12 protein-coding genes are annotated in these 17529 nt (G+C 66.3%); 7 read left to right on the top strand and 5 right to left on the bottom strand.

Annotated elements, in window-relative coordinates; translation table 11 throughout:
• Positions 1–47: 47 nt before the first annotated feature.
• Both Mspo_RS14460 and Mspo_RS14465 read left to right on the top strand, forming a co-directional pair.
• Entirely contained in the window at positions 48–347 is a 300-nt protein-coding gene (locus Mspo_RS14460) for a BrnT family toxin (protein ID WP_244613457.1), read from the top strand.
• Between the two features lie 19 nt (positions 348–366).
• Positions 367–588, top strand: a complete 222-nt coding sequence (locus tag Mspo_RS14465; protein WP_244613458.1) for a BrnA antitoxin family protein — start codon at positions 367–369, stop codon at positions 586–588.
• Between the two features lie 10 nt (positions 589–598).
• Here the strand turns inward: Mspo_RS14465 and carA are convergent, their stop codons facing one another.
• Positions 599–1789 carry a glutamine-hydrolyzing carbamoyl-phosphate synthase small subunit gene (carA, locus tag Mspo_RS14470; RefSeq protein WP_159730917.1) on the bottom strand — a complete coding sequence of 397 codons (1191 nt, stop codon included), beginning with the start codon at positions 1787–1789 and terminating at the stop codon, positions 599–601.
• 135 nt (positions 1790–1924) lie between these two features.
• Here carA and Mspo_RS14475 point away from each other — a divergent pair, with 135 nt between their 5' ends.
• Together Mspo_RS14475 and Mspo_RS14480 are read left to right on the top strand one after the other, a co-directional pair.
• Entirely contained in the window at positions 1925–2374 is a 450-nt protein-coding gene (locus Mspo_RS14475; protein ID WP_159730919.1) for a GatB/YqeY domain-containing protein, read from the top strand.
• A 363-nt stretch (positions 2375–2737) separates the two neighbouring features.
• A complete protein-coding gene (locus tag Mspo_RS14480) occupies positions 2738–3838 on the top strand; it encodes a hypothetical protein (protein WP_159730921.1) in 1101 nt (366 codons plus the stop codon).
• A gap of 19 nt (positions 3839–3857) precedes the next feature.
• On the opposite strand, the gene metH is transcribed toward Mspo_RS14480, so the two are convergent.
• The 3 genes from metH to Mspo_RS14495 are packed head-to-tail and all read right to left on the bottom strand — an operon-like array spanning position 3858 to position 9486.
• Positions 3858–7580 carry a methionine synthase gene (metH, locus tag Mspo_RS14485; RefSeq protein WP_159730923.1) on the bottom strand — a complete coding sequence of 1241 codons (3723 nt, stop codon included), beginning with the start codon at positions 7578–7580 and terminating at the stop codon, positions 3858–3860.
• A complete protein-coding gene (metF, locus tag Mspo_RS14490) occupies positions 7577–8473 on the bottom strand; it encodes a methylenetetrahydrofolate reductase [NAD(P)H] (protein ID WP_159730925.1) in 897 nt (298 codons plus the stop codon). The genes metH and metF overlap by 4 nt, the downstream gene beginning before the upstream one ends.
• Positions 8473–9486, bottom strand: coding sequence for a metalloregulator ArsR/SmtB family transcription factor (locus Mspo_RS14495; RefSeq protein ID WP_159730927.1), 1014 nt, complete (start codon positions 9484–9486; stop codon positions 8473–8475). Before Mspo_RS14495 ends, metF begins: the two co-directional genes overlap by 1 nt.
• Before the next feature lie 362 nt (positions 9487–9848).
• Here Mspo_RS14495 and Mspo_RS14500 point away from each other — a divergent pair, with 362 nt between their 5' ends.
• The 3 genes from Mspo_RS14500 to Mspo_RS14510 are packed head-to-tail and all read left to right on the top strand — an operon-like array spanning position 9849 to position 16538.
• Positions 9849–13145, top strand: a complete 3297-nt coding sequence (locus Mspo_RS14500; protein WP_159730929.1) for a DUF2126 domain-containing protein — start codon at positions 9849–9851, stop codon at positions 13143–13145.
• Positions 13146–13149: 4 nt separating this feature from the next.
• Positions 13150–15654, top strand: a complete 2505-nt coding sequence (locus Mspo_RS14505) for a circularly permuted type 2 ATP-grasp protein (RefSeq protein WP_244613459.1) — start codon at positions 13150–13152, stop codon at positions 15652–15654.
• Positions 15651–16538, top strand: a complete 888-nt coding sequence (locus Mspo_RS14510; RefSeq protein WP_159730933.1) for a transglutaminase family protein — start codon at positions 15651–15653, stop codon at positions 16536–16538. Before Mspo_RS14505 ends, Mspo_RS14510 begins: the two co-directional genes overlap by 4 nt.
• Here Mspo_RS14510 and Mspo_RS14515 read toward each other — a convergent pair.
• Positions 16513–17043 carry a restriction endonuclease gene (locus Mspo_RS14515; protein WP_159730935.1) on the bottom strand — a complete coding sequence of 177 codons (531 nt, stop codon included), beginning with the start codon at positions 17041–17043 and terminating at the stop codon, positions 16513–16515. The genes Mspo_RS14510 and Mspo_RS14515 overlap by 26 nt on opposite strands.
• Positions 17044–17529: the final 486 nt, after the last annotated feature.

The raw sequence follows: 17529 nt of genomic DNA on the forward strand, positions 1-17529 counted from the left end.
GGCGATAAGATCGAATGCTTGCATGTTAACACGTTTCGTGTACACAATTGAGCATCATCGAAATGGAATTCGAGTGGGACGAGTCCAAACGTCAGTCGAACATTCGCAAGCATGGCGTGGATTTTCTGGACGTCGCCGCGATTTTCGCGAATGACACGTTCGAAATCATGGACGATAGCGAGGACTATGGCGAGGAACGCTGGATCGCGATCGGACATGCCGACGGCGCCGTCTATCGAGTGGTCTACACGATGCGTGTCGATGTGATCCGCATCATCAGCGCGCAGAAAGCTAGCCGCCGTGACAGGGAACGCTTCTATCAAGAGATTCTCTCTCGCCGAGATTGAGGCCGCGCGGGCGAAAGGCTTGTCGAAAACGAGAGCCGACGCGCCCGAGGCCGGCGAGCTCGGCGAGGAGTTCTGGGCGCGCGCGACGCGCGTGCGGCCTCGGGAGCGCAAGGCGTCGGTGCATTTGCGCATCGACGCCGACGTGCTCGACTGGTTCAAGGCGCAGGGAGCCGGTCATCTGACCCGCATGAATGCGGTGCTGCGCGCCTATTACGAGGCGATGTCGCGCAAGGAGAAATGAGGCGCGCGGCTCACGCCCGCGCCTTCTCCATCATGTCGACGAAGCGCGCGAAGAGATAATGGCTGTCCTGCGGGCCGGGCGATGCCTCCGGGTGGTGCTGCACCGAGAAGGCCGGGCGGTCGGCCAGGGCAATGCCGCAATTGGAGCCGTCGAACAGTGAGCGATGCGTCTCCGTGACATTGGCCGGCAGGCTGTCGCGATCCACGGCGAAGCCATGGTTCATCGAGACGATCTCCACCTTTCCGGTAGTGAAATCCTTCACCGGATGATTGGCGCCGTGATGGCCCTGCGGCATTTTCGTCGTCCTCGCGCCGACGGCGAGCGCCATCATCTGATGGCCGAGACAGATGCCGAAAGTGGGGACCTTGCGCTCCAAGAGCTCGCGGATCGTCGGCACGGCGTATTTGCCGGTCTCGGCCGGATCGCCGGGACCATTGGAGAGGAACACGCCATCCGGCGAAAGGGCGAGAATGTCCTTCGCGCTCGTCGTCGCCGGCACGACGATCACCTCGCAGCCGGCCTCCGCCAGCAGCCGCAGAATATTGCGCTTGACGCCATAATCCACGGCGACGACGCGGAATTTGGCCCCGTCGCGCTTGCCATAGCCCGCGGCCTGCCGCCAGACGGTCTCATCCCACTCATAGCGCGCCGGCGCGGTGACGGAGGGCACGAGGTCCATGCCGTCTATGCCCGGCCAGGCGGCGGCCTCGGCGCGCAGCGCCGCGAGATCGAAGACGCCGTCCGGCGCGTGGGCGATGACGGCGTTCTGCATTCCCTTCTCGCGGATCAGCGTCGTCAGCGCGCGCGTGTCTATGCCGCTGAGCCCGATGATCCCGCGCGCGGCGAGCCATTCGCCGAGCGGGCGCAGCGCGCGATAATTGGACGGATCGCCAGAGGGCGCGGCCACGATGACGCCGCGCACACCCGAGCGGCTCTCGAGATCGACGGTCTCGACATCCTCGTCATTGACGCCGACATTGCCGATATGCGGAAAAGTGAAGGTGACGATCTGCCCGGCATAGGAGGGATCGGTGAGAATCTCCTGATAGCCGGTCATGGCCGTGTTGAAGCAGACCTCGCCGACGGCCGCGCCCGTCGCGCCGAAGCCGAAGCCGGAAATCGCCTCGCCGCTCGCAAGAACCAGAACCCCCGTGTGGACCGGAACCGTCCAACCCGTCGCTTCGTCTTGATCCGGGCTCATCCGCGCTCTATGCCTCACCCTCATCCGCCGGCGCGCCGCCATCGGGCGCCCGCCATCCCTCGAAAAATCTAGACCGCCGCGATCCCTTCGGATCGCAAGCACGTCTAGAACATTTCACTGCGAAGTGGAAATACAATGCGCGAACGTTTCACGGCCGACCTCAAGGCGGCGATGAAGAGCGGCGAGAAGCAGAAGGTCGAGACGATCCGCATGATCACCGCGGGGCTCAAGGATCGCGACATAGAGGCGCGCGCCACCGGCAAGACGCTGACCGACGACGATATTCTCGCTCTGCTGCAGAAAATGGTGAAGAGCCGCCAGGAATCGGCGGAAATCTACGAGAAGGGCGGCCGTCCCGAGCTCGCCGAGAAGGAGCGCGCCGAGATCGCCGTGATCTCGGACTACCTGCCCCAGCAGCTTTCCGAGGCCGAGGTCGCCGAGGCGATAAAGGCGGCCATCGCCGAGACCGGCGCCGCCTCGATCAAGGATATGGGCAAGGTCGTCGCCGCGCTCAAGGCGAAATATACGGGCCGCATCGACTTCGGCAAGGCGAGCGCGGCCGTCAAGGCGGCGCTCGGCGGCTGACGCGCCGTTCGAGCCTCGCGCCCGGCGCCCGAGCGGCGTTCCGATAACTCTTCAACAGCGCCGCCATTTTCTCTTTTTTCGGGGAGAGGCGGGCGCTGTTTTTGCAACAAATATCTTTCATTATATTCAAATTCGGTATTTAGTTCACAATCGACATATTGTGATTTATCGTAAATTGATGAGCGAGCGACGCGCATGGATCGCAAGAGCGCAGCAATCGAAGAAATAAGGATTCTTCAAAGCATCATCGCGAGGCATGAGAATCTGGCGTTTCGTGTAAAGGGATTTTTCGGAGCGGTCGTTGCAGGTTCCGCCGCCGCAATCTACTCTCGATTCGTGACCGTCGACCGAGTCGAATTCGTCGTGCTCGCGATTATAGTCTATGCCGCCTTTATGATTTGGCTGCTCTACCACAGGGCGGTGGTTGTGAAGGCCGCCAAGCGGGTGGCGGCCATAGAGGCGAGCTTGGCGGCGACGGCGCGCGAGGATCCAGAATCGCATGAGTGGAAACTCTATGATTCACTGGGCTCGGTACAACTCGAAGATTTCTGGCCGGCGCTCGATTTTCAGGCCGCGGTTCCGCTTCTCGTCGGCCTCGTCGTTCTTCTCGTGCTCGTCGCCGTCGCGCCTGTGAGACCGCCTTCGGGCAACAACCCCCCGATCGAAAATCTTCGACGCCCCTCTGTCGAATGCATTCAGCGGACCTCGCCGCTCTCCGGCGACCCTTATGATTTCGACGCATCCTTCGCGCTGACGCTCGTATCGATTTTGTCGGGAAGCATCCTCATCGGATTGCGCAGAGGCGTCGCGCCGACGACCGCCGGCTTTGCGCTATTCGTGATGGCGGGCGGCATTCAGGCGGCGGTCGTGAAAAATTTGAAGGTCGATAGTTTTCTGAAGGCGAACTTCGAAAACCTCATCAAAGCGCAATTCGAATCGCGCGGCGCCGTCGAGGCGAAGGCGGGAGATCGCTTCGTCTCCATTCGGCTCGGCGCGGTCGCGAATTTCAAAAAAGGTCGCGCGTCACTCGATTTCGAAGGCTTCGACGAGGACGCGTTACGCGCCGCCGAACGCGAGCTGGCGAGCATCTGTGAGCGATGGCGAAACGCCACGCCGCAGGATGGGGCGGGGATCGTTTTGATTGTCGGCGCGACCGACCGACTTCCTCTGTCGGGGGAGACGAAAGCGCGTTACGAAGCCAATACGGGCCTCGCGCGGGCGCGTGTGGAGGCCGTGAAATCGCGTCTCGACGGCGATTGTTGGAAGAAGGGCGAAAAGGCTCCCGATCAAAGCAATGTTATTCCACTGGTCTCCGGTCCCCGTGTCACGCCGCCGCTCGGGGACGTCGCGCAAGCGACGCGGCGACTCGGGGCTCCTTCCGATCGCCGCGTCGATGTCTGGCTCATGACGAGCGCGCCCAGCGCCCGCGAGAACTCGGACAAAGGCGGGGGCTTCGATTTCTGATCGAAGCTTCAGCCTCGCCTCACTCCGCCGGCTCGGCGACGCGCGTCTCGTAATTGAGCACGGGCGCGAGCCAGCGCTCGATCTCGGCGACGGAGACGCCCTTGCGGGCGGCGTAATCCTCGACCTGATCGCGCTCCACTTTGGCGACGCCGAAATAATGCGCCGATGGATGCGCGAAATAGAGCCCGCTGACCGATGAGGCCGGCGTCATGGCGTAGCTCTCCGTCAGCGCGACGCCGGTGCGCTTCGTCGCCTCCAGCAGGCCGAAGATCGTTTCCTTCTCCGTATGGTCGGGCTGCGCCGGATAGCCCGGCGCCGGGCGAATGCCGCGGTATTCCTCGGCGATGATCTGCTCCGGCGTGAGCGTCTCATCCGCAGCATAGCCCCAGAATTCGCGGCGCACGCGCTCATGCATGCGCTCGGCGAAGGCCTCCGCCACACGATCGGCCAGCGCCTTCACCATGATCGCCCCATAATCGTCATTGGCGCGGGCGAAGCGCTCGGCGATCTTCGCCTCCTGCGCGCCGGCGGTGACGACGAAGGCGCCGATGTAATCCGCCTTGCCCGAGCCCTCCGGAGCCACGAAATCGGAGAGCGCGACATTGGGCTTGCCGTCTCGGCGCGTCAGCTGCTGACGCAGCGTGTGCAGCGTCGCGAGCCTTTCGACGCGGCCCTCGCCCGTATAGAGCGCGATATCGTCGCCGACGGCGTTCGCCGGCCAGAAGCCGATGACGGCCTTGGGATTGAACCAACGCTCCTCCACGATGCGCGCGAGCATCGCCTGCGCATCGTCGAGCAATTGCCGCGCCGCCGCGCCGCGCTCGGGATCGACGAGCAGCGCCGGATAGCGGCCCTTGAACTCCCAGGTCTGGAAGAAGGGCGTCCAATCGATATAGGGAACGAGCTCCGCCACATCATAGGACGCGAAGACGCGCGCGCCGAGGAAGCCGGGCTTTGCCGGCTCATAGGCGCCCCAGTCGATCTTCGGCGCATTGGCGCGCGCGGCGGCGAGCGAGACGCGCTGCTTGTCGGCCTGCGCGCGCGCATGGGCCTCGGCGACCTTCACATATTCCTCGCGCGTCTTGGCGACATAATCGGCGCGAGAAGACTGCGACATCAGCGCCTGCGCGACGCCCACGGCGCGCGAGGCGTCGGTCACATACACCGCTTGGCCCTTGCTGTAATTCGGGCTGATCTTCACCGCCGTATGCACGCGGCTCGTCGTCGCGCCGCCGATGAGCAGCGGCGCCGAAAAACCTTCGCGCTCGAGCTCTGATGCGACGAAGCACATTTCGTCGAGCGAGGGCGTGATGAGGCCCGAGAGGCCGATGATGTCGACATTCTCGGCCTTCGCGGTCTCCAGAATCTTGGCGGTCGGAACCATCACGCCGAGATCGATGATCTCGAAATTATTGCAGCCGAGCACCACGCCGACGATATTCTTGCCGATGTCGTGAACGTCGCCCTTCACCGTCGCCAGCAATATCTTGCCGGCGGTGGAGCGGCTCTCCTTGTTCGCCTCCATATACGGCAGAAGATGCGCGACCGCCTGCTTCATCACGCGCGCGGATTTGACCACCTGCGGCAGAAACATTTTTCCTTGGCCGAAGAGATCGCCGACGACATTCATGCCGGCCATCAGCGGGCCTTCGATGACGTCGAGCGGCCGCGCGCTCGCGAGCCGGGCCTCCTCGACATCCTGCTCCACATAATCGGCGACGCCATTGACGAGCGCATATTCGAGCCGCTTCTCGACGCTCGCCTCGCGCCAGGCGGCGTCCTTCTCCGCCGCTTTCGCGCCCGCGCCTTTGAAGCGCTCGGCGATCTCGACGAGGCGCTCGGTCGCGTCCGGCCGGCGGTTCAGCACCACATCTTCGCAGGCTTCGCGCAGCTCGGGATCGATCTTCTCATAGACAGCGAGCTGGCCGGCGTTGACGATGCCCATATCCATCCCCGCCGCAATGGCGTGATAGAGGAAGACGGAATGCATCGCCTCGCGCACCGGCTCATTGCCGCGGAAGGAAAAGGAGAGGTTGGACACGCCGCCCGACACATGCGCGTGCGGCAGCGTCGTCTTGATCGCGCGCGCCGCGTCGATGAAGTCGACGCCATAATTGGCGTGCTCTTCTATGCCGGTCGCCACGGCGAAAATGTTGGGGTCGAAGATGATGTCCTGCGGCGGGAAGCCGACTTCCTCGACGAGAATCTCATAGGCGCGGCCGGAGATTTCCACCTTGCGCGCGAAAGTGTCGGCCTGTCCCGCCTCGTCGAAGGCCATCACGACGACGGCGGCGCCATAGCGCCTCACCTTGGTCGCCGCCTCGATGAATTTCTCCTCGCCTTCCTTCAGCGAGATGGAGTTGACGACGCCCTTGCCCTGCAGACATTGTAGCCCCGCCTCGATCACCTCGAATTTCGACGAATCGACCATCACCGGCACGCGGGCGATGTCGGGCTCGGCGGCGAGCAGATTCAAGAATTCGACCATCGCCTTTTTCGAATCGAGCAGGCCCTCGTCCATATTGATGTCGATGACCTGCGCGCCATTGGCGACCTGGTCGCGCGCCACATCCAGCGCCGCGGCGTAATCGCCGGCGGTGATGAGCTTGCGGAACTTGGCCGAGCCCGTGACATTGGTGCGCTCGCCGACATTGACGAAGGGAATATCCTTGGTCAGCGTGAAAGGCTCGAGGCCGGAGAGGCGCAGCAGCGGGGGAACCTGCGGAATGACGCGCGGCGCGACGCCCTTCATGGCGCCGGCGATGGCGGCGATATGCGGCGGCGTCGTGCCGCAGCAGCCGCCGACCACATTGACGAGGCCGGCCTTGGCGAATTCGCCGACGAGCTCGGCCATATATTCGGGGCTCTCGTCATAGAGGCCGAATTCATTGGGGAGGCCCGCATTGGGGAAGGCGCAGACGCGCGTGTCGGCGATGCGCGCGACCTCGGCGATATGCTGGCGCATCTCGCGCGCGCCGAGCGCGCAATTGAAGCCGATCGAGAAGGGTTTTGCGTGCGCGATCGAGTTCCAGAAGGCGGCCGCCGTCTGGCCGGAGAGCGTGCGGCCGGAAAGATCGGTGATCGTTCCCGAGATCATGACGGGGAAGCGTGTGCCGAGCTTCTCGAAAGCGTCCTCCACCGCATAGATCGCGGCTTTGGCGTTCAGCGTGTCGAAGATCGTCTCGATGAGCAGAATATCGGCGCCGCCCTCCAATAGGCCGAGCGCGGCCTCGTGATAGGCGGCGCGCAAATCGTCGAAAGTGACGGCGCGAAAGCCTGGATTGGAGACGTCCGGCGAGATCGACGCGGTGCGATTGGTCGGGCCTATGGAGCCGGCGACGAAACGCGGAACGCCCGTCTCGCGCGCGACTTCGTCCGATGCCGCGCGCGCGAGGCGCGCGCCCTCCAGATTGAGCTCATAGACGATATGCTCGAGGCCGTAATCGGCCTGGGCGATGGAGGTGCAAGAAAAAGTGTTGGTCTCGATGATGTCGGCGCCGGCCTCGAGATAGGCGCGATGGATGGCCTTGATCGCGTCCGGCTGCGTCAGCGTCAGCAGATCATTGTCGCCGCGCAGATCTTTCGGATGATCCTCGAAGCGCGCGCCGCGGAAATCTTCTTCCGTGAATTTGTGGCGTTGGATCATCGTGCCCATGGCGCCGTCGAGGACGAGAATGCGCTCGCTCGCCGCTTTTTCCAGCGCTGCGAGAATCTTCGGTCCGTGGTTCTTGTCGAAGCTCATGCTGCGGCTTTCTCGGTGACGGGGCGCACGCCCAGAAGATGGCAGATCGCGAAGACGAGGTCGGCGCGATTATTGGTGTAGAAGTGGAATTCCTTCACGCCATTCTCGGCGAGACCGAGCACCTGCTCCGCCGCGACGGCGGCGGCGATGAGACGGCGCGTGACCGGATCGTCGTCCAATCCTTCGAAGCGATGGGCGAGCCAGTCGGGCACGCTCGCGCCCGCCTTGCGCGCGAAGTTCGCCGTCTGCTTGAAATTCTGCACCGGCATGATGCCGGGCACGATCGGAATCGTAATGCCCCGCGCGCGCGCTTTGTCGAGAAAGCGGAAATAGACGTCGTTCTCGAAGAAGAACTGCGTGATCGCGCGCGTCGCGCCGGCGTCGATCTTCGATTGCAGCGCGTCGAGATCGTCGTCGATCGTGCGGCTCTCGGGATGGCCTTCCGGATAGGTGGAGACGGATATCTCGAAATCGCCGATCGCGCGAATGCCGCGCACGAGCTCGGTGGAGCTGCGATAGCCTCGAGGATGCGGCTCGAATCTCGTGCCGACGCCGGTCGGCGGATCGCCGCGCAGCGCGACGATGTGGCGCACGCCGGCGTCCCGATAGCCGCGCACGATCTCGTCGATCTCTTCGCGCGAGGCGGAGACGCAGGTCAGATGCGCGGCGGGGAGAATGTCGGTCTCGGCGGCGAGACGCGCGACGATATTATGCGTGCGCTCGCGCGTTGAGCCGCCCGCGCCATAGGTGACGGAGACGAATTTGGGCTTCAAGGGCGCGAGGCGCGCGATCGAATCCCAGAGCTGGACCTCCATCTCCGGCGTCTTCGGCGGGAAGAACTCGTAGGAGATATCGAAATGGCCCGGCGGCCACAGGCTGCGATTGTCGGACATCAGGCGGTCTCGTAGCTCGCTCGGGGAAGGGGATCGGCGATGACGCGCGGATCGCGCGCCAACCACAGGGATACGGTGAGTTTCGCGGCGTCGTCTGCGCCGGGCGCGAGGTCGCGATGCTGCAAGGCCTCTAGGCCCGCCTGCTCGAGCAGAGAGACGATCTCCTGCTCCGAAAAGCCGAGGCGTCGATGCGCATGTTCGTCGCGCAGCGTCTCCTCGCGATGCGGCGCGAAATCGACGACGAGCAATCGGCCGCCAGGGGCGAGCGTGCGCGCCGCCTCGCGCAGCGCGCGGCCGGGATCGTCGAGATAATGCAGAACCTGATGCACGATGACGAGATCGCAGCTGTTGCGCTCTATGGGGAGCGCATACATGTCGCCCTGGCGCAGCTGCACATTGCGCGCGCCGGCTTTCTCCAGCCGGCCGCGCGCGACGGCGAGCATGGCGGAGGAGAGATCGACGCCCACGGCCTGTTCCGCCTGCGGCGCGAAGAGCTCCAGCATCCGGCCCGTGCCGGCGCCGAGATCGAGCAGGCGGCGTAGCGGCGCCTCGCCCACCGCCTCGCGAATGGCGGCCTCGACCTGCGCCTCGGGCACATGGAGCGAGCGGATCGCGTCCCATTCGCGCGCATGTTCGGAGAAATAGCGGGCGGCGTTCTCGGCGCGCGCCTGCCGCACCTCGGCGAGACGGGCGCGATCCCCGGCGACGCGCGCGTCGAGCGGGTCGAGCCAGGAGACGACGCTGCGGGCGATCTCGCCCTGCACATCGGCCGAGGCGAGGCGGAAGAAGGCCCAGGCGCCCTCGCGGCGCCGCTCGACGAGGCCGGCCTCGACGAGCAGCTTCAAATGGCGGGAGACGCGCGGTTGCGACTGGCCGAGAATGGCGACCGCCTCGCTCACGGTGAGCTCGGTCTCGGCGAGCAGGCCGAGCAGGCGCAGCCGCGTCTCCTCCCCCGCCGCATTGAGAGCGGCGAGAGCGGGTTCGAGGGGAAGGGGGTGTCGCACGTCGGTCATTTCGCGTCGGTCATGGGCTTCGCAGATTAGATATAAAGATATCTATATGCGTCGTCTTCGGAGAAATCAAGACGGCGCCGCGTCAGTCCGCCGAAACTGGACGCCACTCGACGATGTCGGCGGCGTTCATGGGCGTCGCCTTCTCGGACGAGCCGCCGCCGCCCTCCGGCGCGAATGACATGTGAGCGCGGAAAAGGGGCGCCGAAAGGCTCGGCGCCAACCGCCGCGCCCGCATGCGTCATGCGGCAATTTCCGGCAATGCGCCGCGCTTTCCGGCGCATGTGATTGACAGGCCTGCGAGCGCATAAGCTAATCGCCCGTCGCCCCCTTGCGGGCGTCGCTCCGGCGAGGCGAAGAGCTCCGTGTCGATCAAGGTCGCGCTCCACCATCTCACGCATTACAAATACGATCGGCCGGTGGCGCTCGGGCCGCAGGTGATAAGGTTGCGGCCGGCGGCCCATTGCCGCACCCGCGTGCCGAGCTATTCGCTCAAGATCGCGCCGCCGAACCATTTCATCAATTGGCAGCAGGACCCGCACGGCAATTGGCTGGCGCGCCTCGTCTTCCCGGAGAAGGCGAAGGAATTCCGCGTCGAGGTCGATCTCCATGCGGAGATCGCCGTCTATAATCCATTCGATTTTTTCGTCGAGCCCTATGCGGAGAAATTCCCCTTCGCCTATCCAGAGGAGCTGCGGACAGAGCTCGCCTCCTGCCTCGAGGCGGAGGAGCTGGGGCCGCTGACGAAAGCCTTCATCGGCAGCGCGCGTCCGCGCGAGGAGGTGGGAATCGTCCCCTTCCTCGTCGAGCTCAACGCGCGTCTGCAGCGCGACATTCGCTATGTGATCCGCATGGAGCCCGGCGTGCAGACGCCGGACGGGACGCTCGCCGCCGGCGCCGGCTCCTGCCGCGATTCGGCCTGGCTGCTCGTGCAGATATTGCGCAGCCTCGGGCTCGCGGCGCGTTTCGTCTCCGGCTATCTCATCCAATTGAAGGCCGACGTCGATCCGATCGAGGGGCCGAAGGGAACCGATCACGACTTCACCGATCTGCACGCCTGGGCCGAGGTCTACATCCCCGGCGCCGGCTGGATCGGGCTCGACGCGACGTCGGGACTCTTTTGCGGCGAGGGCCATCTGCCCTTGTGCAGCGCGCCGCATTATCGCTCGGCGGCGCCGCTCTCCGGCCTCGTCGAGCCGGCGGAGGTGGAGTTCGGCTTCGAGATGCGCGTCGAGCGCATTCGCGAGGCGCCGCGCATCACCGCGCCTTTTTCGGACGAGTCCTGGGCGCGGCTCGACGCGCTCGGCGAGACGGTCGACGCGGATTTGCAGGCGCAGGACGTGCGCCTCACCATGGGCGGCGAGCCGACCTTCGTCTCCATCGACGATTTCCAATCGCCGGAATGGAACACCGCCGCCGTCGGCCCCACCAAGCGCGCCCGCGCCGACGATCTCGTGCGGCGTCTGCACGAGCGTTTCGCCACAGGCGGCTTTTTGCACTACGGGCAGGGCAAATGGTATCCGGGCGAGAGCCTGCCGCGCTGGGCTTTCGCGATCTATTGGCGCAAGGACGGCAGGCCGGTCTGGCGCGATCCCGAGCTCGTCTCGCGCATCGGCGCGGCGAAAATCCCGACGGCGCAGCAGAGCGAGGAATTCGTCGTCGATCTCTCCGAGCGTCTGGGGCTCGGGCGGCGCTATGTGGTCCCGGCCTATGAGGACCCCGCCCACTGGCTGCTGAAGGAGGGCTCGCTCCCCGTCAATGTCGATCCGCTCGATTCGAAGATCGACGACGCCGAGGAGCGCGCCCGCATGTTGCGCGCCTTCGAGCGCGGACTCGCCAATCCCGTAGGCTATGTGCTGCCCGTGCAGCGCTGGAACGCCCGCGCCGAGCGGCGCTGGGTCTCCGAGCGCTGGCCGCTGCGGCGCGGACGGCTGTTCCTCGCGCCGGGCGATTCGCCGATCGGCCTGCGCCTGCCGATCAGCTCGCTGCCCTGGATTCCGCCGAGCGCCTATCCCTATTCCTGTCCGCAGGACCCGACCGAGCCGCGCGGCCCGCTGCCGGACCCCGCCAATCTCCTGCAAATCTATGAGAGCCGCGCGCTCGACGACCGCCAGGAGTTGAGCGGGCAATTCATCGTCGAGGGCGCGGTGCGCACGGCGCTCGCCGTCGAGCCGCGCGACGACGCGCTCTGCGTCTTCATGCCGCCGGTCGAAACGCTCGAAGATTATCTCGAGCTGCTGACCGCGGTGGAGGCGACGGCCAAGGAGATGGCGCTCCCCATTCATATCGAGGGTTATCCGCCGCCGGTCGATCCGCGCCTCGACGTCATCAAGGTGACGCCGGACCCCGGCGTCATCGAGGTGAACATCCATCCGGGCGACACATGGCGCGACGCCGTGGCCACGACCACCGGCCTCTATGAGGACGCGCGGCAGGCGCGGCTCACCGCCGACAAATTCCTGATCGACGGCCGCCAGACCGGCTCGGGCGGCGGCAATCATGTCGTGCTCGGCGGCAGGACGCCTTTCGATTCGCCCTTCCTGCGCCGGCCCGATCTATTGAAGAGCCTCGTGCTCTATTGGCAGCGCCATCCGGCGCTCTCCTATCTCTTCTCGGGCCTCTTCATCGGCCCGACCAGCCAGGCGCCGCGCGTCGACGAGGCGCGCCACGATGCGCTCTATGAGCTCGAGATCGCCCTCGCCAATACGCCCGAGGCGGGCGAGACCGGCTTTCCGCCCTGGCTCGTCGACCGGCTGTTCCGCAATCTGCTCGTCGACGTCACCGGCAACACGCATCGCGCCGAAATCTGCATCGACAAGCTCTATTCGCCGGACGGGCCGACCGGCCGCCTCGGCCTCGTCGAATTCCGCAGCTTCGAGATGCCGCCCGACGCGCGCATGAGCCTCGCGCAGCAATTGCTGCTGCGCGCGCTCGTCGCCTGGTTCTGGCGCGAGCCGCAGAGGGGCGGCCTGGTGCGATGGGGGACGGCGCTGCACGACCGCTTCATGCTGCCGCATTTCATCTGGCGCGATTTCCTCGACGTGCTCGCCGATCTTCGGGGCGCGGGCTACGCCTTCGAGCCGGAATGGTTCGAGGCGCAGAAGGAATTCCGCTGCCCGCTCGCCGGCCGCGTCGAGCATGGCGGGGTGGAGCTCGAAATCCGTCAGGCGCTGGAGCCCTGGCATGTGCTGGGCGAGGAAGGTTTCGCCGGCGGCACGGCGCGTTTCGTCGATTCGTCCGTGGAGCGGGTGGAGGTGAAGGCCAAGGGTTTCGTTCCCGGCCGGCATGTCATCGCCTGCAACGGCCGCCGCGCGCCCATGACCAGCGCCGGCGCCTCGGGGGAGGCGGTCGCGGGCGTGCGCTTCAAGGCCTGGCGGCCTGCGTCGGGCCTCCACCCGACCATCCCCGATCACTCGCCGCTGACCTTCGACGTCATAGACAGTTGGAGCGAGCGTTCGTTAGGGGGCTGCGTCTATCACACGGCGCATCCGGGCGGTCGCAACTACGATTCCTTTCCGGTAAACTCGCATGAGGCGGAGGCTCGCAGGCTGGCGCGGTTCCAGGATCACGGCCATACGCCCGGCAGGGTGAGGCCGCCGCGCGAGGAGCCGGCGGGAGAATTCCCGCTGACTTTGGACCTGCGGAGGAGCTGTGCCGGCTGAGCGGATGATCGACGCGAGCACGGGAGAGGCGAGGCGCCGCGTCGCCGCCTGGATCGCCCGCTATGCGCCGCCGCAAGGCGTGCCGGACGAGCTCGTCGGGCCGGACGGACGTATGCGCGCCCATTGGGCGACGCTGCTCGACACGCTCGGGGGTCTGAGCCGCGAGGACATAGACGATCGCTTCGCCGCCGCCGGCCGTCGTATCAGGGACATGGGCGTCTCCTATCGCGTGCTCGGCGAGAACAAGGAGCGCACCTGGCCCCTGAGCCGGCTGCCATTGCTGCTGCCGCAGGCCGAGTGGCGGGAGATCGCCGCAGGCGTCGCCCAGCGCGCCGAGCTGCTCGACATGGTGCTGCGCGACGCCTATGGCGAGCAGCGTCTCGTGAAGGAAGGCGCGCTGCCGGCGGCGGTCATCGCCGGCTCGCCCGACTATATCCGTCCCATGAGCGGCGCGACGCCGCCGGGCGGTCGCTGGCTGCGCTTCTACGCCGCCGAGATCGGCCGCGGCCCGGACGGGCGCTGGTGGGTGCTGGGCGACCGCGCCCAGGCGCCTTCGGGCGCCGGCTACGCTCTCGAGAATCGGCTGGTGATGGCCCGCACCTTCCCGCGCCTCTATCGCGACATGAAGGTCGAGCGGCTCGCGCCCTTCTTCCGTGATTTCCGCGCCGCCCTCGCCAAGGCGGCGCAGCAGAAGGATCCGCGCATCTGCCTGCTGACGCCGGGCCCCTTCAGCGAAACCTATTCCGAGCAGGTCAGCCTCGCGCGCTATCTCGGCTTTCTGCTCGTCGAGGGCGCCGATCTCGTCACCAGCGAACGTAAGCTGCATGTGCGCACCATCGCCGGGCTGAAGCGCGTCGACGTCGTCTGGCGGCGCGTCGACGCCGATTGGTGCGACCCGCTGGAATTGAACGCCGCCTCCCAGCTCGGCGTGCCCGGCCTGCTCGACGCGATCCGCGAGGGCAATGTCACCATCGCCAATTTGCCCGGCGCGGGCCTCATCGAATCGCGCGCGCTGCTCTCCTTCCTGCCGGCCATCGCGCGGCGGCTGCTCGGCGAGGATCTGCGCCTCGCCAATATCGCCACCTGGTGGTGCGGCCAGGACGAGGCCCGCGACGCCGTGCTCGCCTCGCTCGAGGATCGCGCCGTCGCCCCGGCCTTCGGCGAGCAGCTCGCGGGCTTTCCCGGCCGCCGCGTGGCGCTGGGCGCCGAATTCGACGCGGGCGAACGCGCCCGGCTCGGCGAGGCGATGCGCGCGCGCGGCATGGATTATGTCGGCCAGGAGGTCGTGCAGCTCTCGACGACGCCGGTCTGGCAGGATGGCGCGCTGGTCCCGCGCCCTTTTGCGCTGCGCGTCTTCGCCGCCGCCACGGCGGATGGATGGCGGGTGATGCCGGGCGGCTTCTGCCGCGTGTCGGATCGGCTCGACGTGCGCGCCATCTCCATGGGCGCGGGCGCGCAATCGGCCGATGTCTGGGTCCTCGGCGATCGGCCGACCGACAATTCGACGCTGCTGCCGACGAGCGACGACATAGAGATCGTCCGCATGGTCGGCGACCTGCCGAGCCGCGCCGCCGACAATCTCTTCTGGATGGGCCGCTATTTCGAGCGCGCCGAGGCGACATTGCGGCTCGTGCGCTCGCTCTGCAATCGCCTCACCGAGGCGGACGCGCCCAATTACAGCGGCCGCCAGCCGATCGAGCGGCTGGAGCGGCTGCTGCTCGCCTGGGGCGCCGCGCCGATGCGCGACCCGCGCCTTTCGGCGGCCGAGCTCGCTCTCGCCGCCGCCGGCGGAACCGAGACGGCGGGCTCCGCCCTCTCCATCGCACGCGCGGCGAAACACGCCGCCTCGATCGTGCGCGAGCGTCTGTCGCAGGACATATGGCATCTCGTCCGCCTGCTGGAGGCGCGCCTCGACGATTTCTCCTCCGGCCAAGCCTCGGAGCCCGAGATTCTCGAGGGGGTCGAGCAGTCGCTGCATGTCTTGGCGGCGCTCTCCGGCCTCATCGACGAGAATTTCAACCGCGTCGCCGGCTGGCGCCTCCTCGATCTCGGCAAGCGCGTCGAGCGGGCGATCAACGCCTGCCGCTTCGCCCGCCAATTCGCCGACGAGGGCGCGACGATCGACAGTCTCGACACTCTGCTCGAGCTCATCGATTCGCAGATCGCCTATCGCTCGCGCTATCTCGCCGGCGCGGCGCTGGCGCCGGTCCTCGATATGGCGGCGCTCGATCCCTACAATCCCCGCTCCGTCGGCTTTCAAGTGGCGAAGATCGAGGAGCATCTCTCCGCTCTGCCGACTTTGCGTCACGACGGCCTGCTGGAGGCGCCGCGACGCCTCGCGGTGAAATTGCGCGCCGAGATCGAGGTGGCGGACGCCGCCGAGCTCGACGCGACGAAAATCTTCGCCATAGAGCAGCGGCTCATGAGCCTTGCGGATGCGCTCGCCGCCCGCTACTTCCTGCAGGGCTCGAACGCGGCGCATTTCGAAGAGCCGATCCGGTTAGCGTGATCTACGACATCACCCATGTGACGACCTATAGCTACGAGGCGCCCGTCGCCGCGGCGCGCTGCGCTCTGCGCCTGTTGCCGCGCGACGACGCCGGCCAGCGCGTCGTCTTCGGCCGCATCGACGTCACGCCGGGCCCGCGCGACTGGCGCGAGCGCGTCGATTTCTACGGCAATCGCGTCGCCGAGGCGCAGCTCGACGCGCCGCATGTGAAGCTCGGCATAGCGATGCGCGCGCGTGTGCGCGTCGAGCGCGCGAACCCGCCCGAAGAGGCGCTGACCCCGCCTTGGGAGATCGTGCGGACGCAAGCTCTGGAGACGCCCTCGCTCGGCCCCGACGCGCCGGCGCATTTCGTCTTTCCGAGCCGCCTCGCGCCGCTCTACGAGCCGGTGACGGCCTATGCGCGCGAGAGCTTTCCGCCGGGCCGTCCCATGCTCGCCGGCGCGGCCGAGCTGATGCGGCGCATCCACCGCGATTTCATCTACGATCCCAACGCCACCCATGTCGCCATGCCGCTGGCGCGCGCCTTCGACAAGCGCAGCGGCGTCTGCCAGGATTTCACCCATATCATGATCGCCGCCCTGCGCGGCCTCGGCCTGCCGGCGGCCTATGTCAGCGGCTATATCCGCACCATTCCGCCGCCGGGCGCCGCCAAGCTCGAAGGCGCCGACGCCTCCCACGCCTGGATTTCCGTCTGGTGCGGGCGCGCGTTCGGCTGGCTCGGCGTCGATCCGACCAACGCCATTCTGGCTATGAACGATCATGTCGTGATCGCGCGAGGGCGCGACTATGCCGATGTCTCGCCGATCGACGGCGTGATCTTCGCCGCCGGAAAACAGAAGCTCGATGTGAGCGTCAGCGTCACGCCGATAGAAGAGGCCGCCTGAGGCGCCGGTCGAGTGTCGTCAGCTCCGAATGATGCAGCAGCAGCACCTCATTGGAGGCGGCGAGCCGCACGGCGCTCGGCGTATAGCCTTTCGGCGCGACGACGATCCCCCGCTCGGCGTCCTCATGGGCGATGGCCGCGACGATCTCCTGCACGGCCCTGTTGCCGACCGGCTTCGAATATTTCTTGCACTGGACGACGATCCGTCGGCCGCGCTTTTCCGCGACGATATCGACGCCCTGATCGCCGCTCGCCCGCGTGACGCGGGCGCTCCATCTCGCCTCGCGCAGCAGGGCGGCGCAGAAATGCTCATAGTCTTCCGGGCTCATCGCCTCGCTATATTGCGGCCAGGCGATCTCCTCATAGGCGAGCACGGCGAGATGCAGCACGCCGACAAAAGCGAGCGCCATCGCCCCGGCGCCGGCGACATGCGGCCAGAGGAGGCCCGCGGCGGCGGCGAAGACGATGATAAAGGCGAGGCATCGTCTCGTTCTGCTGCGCGTCATCGCTTCGAGATCGCCTTTCGTCCGGCCGAAAGGGGCGGCGCAAGGATGCAAGGGGACAAAGGTTAATTTGCTGCGAATCCACCTCCCCCTCGAGGGGGAGGTCGATCGCCGAAGGCGAGCGGGAGGGGGTGATACGGTTTCCGTGTGAATGCTTCGCATTCCGCATGGTCGTCATTGCGAGGAGCGGAGCGACGAAGCAATCCAGAGCCGCCCCACGGCACTGGATTGCTTCGCTTCGCTCGCAATGACGGACGGGGCGGTCATCGCTTCTTCGAGCGGATATGACGCCCCGAGTCTCGGGCATTCACCCCACCCCGTCCGGCTTCGCCGGCCGCCCCTCTCCCTGAAGGGGAGGGTGATGCTCGCGCGCTTCCTGCGACCCTCTCCAGGGCGATCGGACTGATGCTTTCCTCATCCTGATGGGTGGACGGCCCCCGACGGCATCATTGTGCCAAGCTGGCCGGTGATGATTCGAACCAGGCTGGG

The organism is Methylosinus sp. Ce-a6 (assembly GCF_009811655.1).
Taxonomy (GTDB): domain Bacteria; phylum Pseudomonadota; class Alphaproteobacteria; order Rhizobiales; family Beijerinckiaceae; genus Methylosinus.